This window comes from Paenibacillus sp. MCAF9 (assembly GCF_052114265.1).
Lineage (GTDB): Bacteria > Bacillota > Bacilli > Paenibacillales > Paenibacillaceae > Pristimantibacillus.
Genome location: NZ_JBFREL010000101.1, coordinates 1 through 399 on the forward strand (window position 1 = coordinate 1; position 399 = coordinate 399).

Annotated in this window: 1 rRNA gene; it reads right to left on the reverse strand. The window is 54.4% G+C overall.

What is annotated here, in order from left to right:
* Positions 1-399: ribosomal RNA gene (locus tag AB4Z45_RS33075) — 23S ribosomal RNA — on the reverse strand; the annotation flags it as partial.

Below are 399 nucleotides of genomic sequence, written 5' to 3' on the forward strand. Positions count from 1 at the left end.
GAGTTCTTCCGCGCGCCTTAGCATGCTCTGCTCGCCTACCTGTGTCGGTTTGCGGTACGGGCACCTAGATCTCACTAGAGGCTTTTCTTGACAGCCGGAGTACATGACCTTCGCTACTGCAATTTTCGCTCCCCATCACAGCCCAGCCTAATAGTGTGCGGATTTGCCTACACACTAGCCTCACTGCTTGGACGGACTATTCCATCAGTCCGCGTCACTGCCCTTCTGTGTCACCCCACTCGCTCAAACGATCTTCGGTGGTACAGGAATTTCAACCTGTTGTCCATCCACTACGCCTTTCGGCCTCGCGTTAGGTCCCGACTTACCCTGAGAGGACGAGCCTTCCTCAGGAACCCTTAGGCTTTCGGCGGACAAGATTCTCACTTGTCTTTTCGTTAC